At 49.3% G+C, this 4,615-nt stretch carries 2 protein-coding genes; both read left to right on the top strand.

Annotated elements, in window-relative coordinates; all coding sequences use genetic code 11:
• Positions 1–214 precede the first annotated feature (214 nt).
• Complete coding sequence (locus PHI12_13560; GenBank protein ID MDD5511819.1) at positions 215–670, top strand: response regulator; 456 nt, start codon at positions 215–217, stop codon at positions 668–670.
• A partial coding sequence (locus PHI12_13555) for a PAS domain S-box protein (protein MDD5511818.1) occupies positions 667–4,615 on the top strand: 3,949 nt, incomplete at its 3' end. The genes PHI12_13560 and PHI12_13555, both read left to right, overlap by 4 nt.

Below are 4,615 nucleotides of genomic sequence, written 5' to 3'. Positions count from 1 at the left end.
TTCTATAAACGGCAACGCCGACAGGCAAGACTTGGATTCCTGTCACCCGTGGTATATGAGCAGAGATACCATGCAGGACTGCTGGCAGCATGATAGGTTTGGTGTCCGTTATTGACATCCGACCCCAAATATGGATAGAATCCGAGTTAGGCAAGGGCAGCACTTTCTATTTTACCCTGCCGATTATTGAACAGGGGAAGGAGGCGAATATACCGTGACTGAGGCAAAGAAAGGTAAGACGGTTGAAATACTAATGGTGGAGGATAACGCGGGTGACGTGCGTCTTGCAGAAGAAGCTCTCAAGGACGCCAAGGTGGCTAATAATATGTATGTAGTCAATGATGGTGTTGAGGCCATGGCTTTCCTACGGCGTCAGGATAAGTATGCCGATGCCGTCCGTCCTGACCTGATTTTACTCGACTTAAACCTTCCTAAGAAGGATGGTCGGGAAGTACTGGCTGAAATAAAAGAAGACCCTGACCTGAAACGCATCCCGGTGGTCATTCTAACCATATCAAAAGATGAAGAGGACATCATCAAATCCTATAACCTTCATGCCAACTGCTACATAACCAAGCCGGTTGATTTCGGGCAGTTCATGGAAGTGGTCAGGGCGATTGAGGACTTCTGGTTCACCGTCGTCAAGCTTCCGCCCGATGGACGAAAATGACTGTGGAAATGATCAGAATACTGCTAATTGAGGACAATCCTGGTGACGCCCGCCTGATACAAGAGTACTTGTCAGAGATGAAAGAGGCTCGATATAGCCTTGAGGTAGCCGCACGGCTTTCAGATGGGATGGATTACTTATCCCGGCAGGAATTCGATGTCATTCTTCTCGATCTGGGGCTACCTGATAGTCAAGGGTTGGAAACTATAAGGCGGCTGGGTACACAGGTGACTCCCATCGTGGTCCTAACCGGTCTCAATGACAAGTCAACTGCTTACGCGTCATTAAGCCATGGTGCTCAGGACTATCTGCTCAAGGGAGAGATAGATGGGACAGTACTATGGCGTGTCATACGCTATTCTATTGAACGCAACCATATGAGTAAAGCACTGAGGGAGTCAGAGGAAAAATATCGTCTTCTTATTGAGAATATTCCGATTGCTGTATCACTCGTACAAGATGGAAAGATCATATACACGAATCATTATACTGAAATATTACTTGGTTACTCAGCGGACGAACTTAAATCCATCGATAGTTTTAGTTTGATTCATCCTGAGGATAAGGAGAGTGTACGAGAATATCTATCGGAAAGACTAAAAGGTGGGGATATTCCAGATTATTATTCATTCCGAATCATAAACAAGAATGGTGAAGTTAAGTGGTTAGATAGGCATGTAGCTAAAATAACCTGGAAAGCAAAACCAGCCATATTAGTGATTGATGATAATGTAACCGAGCGCAAGAAAGCCGAGGATGATCTGCGCGATAGTGAGGATAAGTTCCGGCATGTCTCATCCATAACATCCGATATTACTTATTCCTGTCTGAGCAAGCAGGGTGCGGCCTATTCGTTCAACTGGCTGTCTGGCGCCACAAAACGCATCATGGGGTACAAAATTGGCGAGATCAAGGCACAATCTTGCTGGCGCTTTCTGGTAGTAGATGAGGATATGCCACTATTTGACAAGAACGTTATCGGGCTCCGGCCAGGGCAGACATCCACCTGTGAACTGCGCCTCCGCCACAAGAATGGTGAGATTGTTTGGGTCGCTTCCTATGCCCAGTGTGTTACGGACACCAAAAGCCCAGAGTGTCTCCGTCTCTATGGAGGGTTGGTTGACATCACCAAACGCGTTCTGACTGAAGCTAAAATATCCCAACAGAATCGCGAATTGAAGTATTTTGCTTCTCAAGTCCCCGGTATGCTTTATCAATTCAAGAGAATGCCGGATGGTACTTACTCCGTACCTTTCTCTAACGATGCCATCAAGGGTATTTTTGGCTGTACACCGGAAGACGTAAAAGAAAGCTTTGCCCCCGTTGCCAAGGTCATCGTGCCAGAGGATATTAAGAGAGTAACTGATTCTATCGAGCAATCCGCCCGGGAGATGACGCCGTGGGAGTGCGAATACCGAGTAAAGCTCCCTGGTAAAGGTATTAGGACCCTTTGGGGGCACTCTGTCCCCGAAGCTCAAACCGATGGCAGTATTGTCTGGTACGGCTTTAATACTGACATCACCGACCGTAAGCAGGCAGAGGAGGTAATAAAGCAATCCGAGGCAAAGTATTCATCTCTGGTAGAGAATAGTAATGATGGCATCATTATTATTGAGAATGGCATACTCCGGTTTATCAATACGAAGATGTCAAAGATGACCGGCTTTGCGCCTGAAGAGGCAGTAGGGCGAAAATTCGTGGATTTCTCCCCCCCGGAAGAGAAAGCCATATTAATGGAACGACATCTCAGAAGGATGTCCGGTGAGAAGGTTCCTGAGACCTATGAAGCAACCATAGTGAGTCGGGATGGACATCACATCTTCGTAGAGGTGCATGCTAATAATACGGTATATCAGGGGAATCCGGTGGTCATTGCCATTATCCGCGATATTACCGAGCGCAAGCGGGCGGAGAAGAAAATCCTGCTAAATACAAGACATGTGCAAAGTCTCCTTGAACTGTATCGAATGGCAGAAGATGAAACCAAATCCATATCCGATTATATGGATTGCATGTTGGAGGCTAGCCAAATATCTCTGCAAAGTCACTTCGCTTTTATTGGCATGATGAATGCGGATGAAAGTGTGATGACTATCCATAAATGGTCTAAGGGGACTATGGAGCAGTGTGCCACTGAAGAAAAACCTGTGCATTATACTATTGCCGAAGCAGGCCTCTGGGGTGAAGTGATAAGACAACGCCGTCCTATAGTAGTTAACGATTATGATGCCACTTTAGAGCATAAAAAGGGATACCCCGAAGGTCATGTTCCTATTAAACGCTTCCTCAGTATACCTGTTTTCAGTGGAGGCAAAATAGTTGCTGTGGCTGCCGTAGCCAATAAAGAATCCGAATACGATGATTCGGATGTCGATGCACTAACCTCTTTGCTTAATGAGACCTGGAATCTTATCGAGCGGAAAATATCCCAGGAGAACTTCCGCAACTCTCTGGACAATTCCCCTCTGGGTATACGTATCGTGAGTGAGAATGGCGATACTCTCTATACTAACAGGGTACTGCTGGACATATACGGTTACGATAGCATGGAGGAGTTGAATACTGTTCCAATTAGACAGCGCTATTCCCCTGCAAGCTATGCCGAGCATAGGGAAAGGCGGAGGAAGAGGAAACTGGGTGAATTTGTCCCGGATGGCTATATTGTAAGCATCATTCGTAAGGACAGGGAAGTCCGCCATCTTGAGGTATTCCGAAAAGAAGTGGTATGGGACAATAAACCCGAAACCCAGGTCTTATATCATGATATTACCGATCGTAAGAGGGCAGAAGATGAGCTGAAACAGGAGAGAAACCTTTTTGTAAGTGGTCCTACCGTTGTCTTCAGATGGATTGCCACCTACGGCTGGCCCATCGATTACGTCTCTCTCAACGTATACGACCTGCTGGGCTATACCGCCGCAGAACTGATGGATGGTAAGCACCTATTTGCGGATATGTTACATCCCGATGACCTTCCTCGAATAGCTGAAGCAAACGAAAGGGCCGAACGGAGGAAGGGGCAGAGGATATTGATCGGTGAGTACCGCATCCTGACCAAGGATGGTGAAATCAAGTGGGTGCATGAGCACACGATGCTGGTCAGAGATGACGAAGGAGCGGTCAAGTACCATCACGGCTACGTGACCGACATCACCGAACAGAAAAAGACGGAGGCAGAGAAGCGGGAGATGGAGAGGAAGGCCCAGGTGGCCAGCCGCCTGGCATCGGTGGGCGAGATGGCCTCCGGCATCGCCCACGAGATAAACAACCCACTAACCAGTGTGATCGGCTTCTCCGAGCTGCTGATGGAAAAGGACCTGCCCGAAGACTTGAGGAAGGACGTGGAGATTATCCACAGCGGTGCCAAGAGGGCCGCCGACATTGTGAAGAGGCTGCTTATCTTCGCCCGCCAGCACAAGCCGGAGCGGACCTATACCGGCATCAACAAGATAATCGAAAGCACCCTGGCGCTGCGTAAGTACGCCCTGGAGACCTCCAACATCGAGGTGATTACCCTGCTCGATGCCGAACTGCCCTGGACGGTGGCCGATGCCGGCCAGCTCCAGCAGGTATTCCTCAACATCATCGTCAATGCCGAGACGGCGATGAAGAAGGCCCACGGCAGGGGCAGGCTTGTCATCAGGACGGAGCGGGCCGGCGATAGGATACGGATATCGTTTGCCGATGACGGGCCGGGTATCGCCAAGGAGAACCTGGAGAGGATATTCGACCCCTTCTTCACCACCAGGGAGGTGGGTGAAGGGACCGGCCTGGGACTGAGCCTGGCCCACGGCATCGTCGCCGAGCATAATGGCGCGCTGTATGCCGAGAGTGAGGAGGGCAAGGGGGCCACCTTCTTTGTCGAGCTGCCCATCGTAGCGGAAGATGAGGAGAAGATAGAGCGGGTTGAGGCGGTCGAAGTGGCCGGGCAGGCCGTCGGGGGTC

This window comes from Dehalococcoidales bacterium (assembly GCA_028716225.1).
Classification (GTDB): Bacteria; Chloroflexota; Dehalococcoidia; order Dehalococcoidales; family UBA5760; genus UBA5760.
This window is presented reverse-complemented; position numbering and strand designations above follow the sequence as displayed.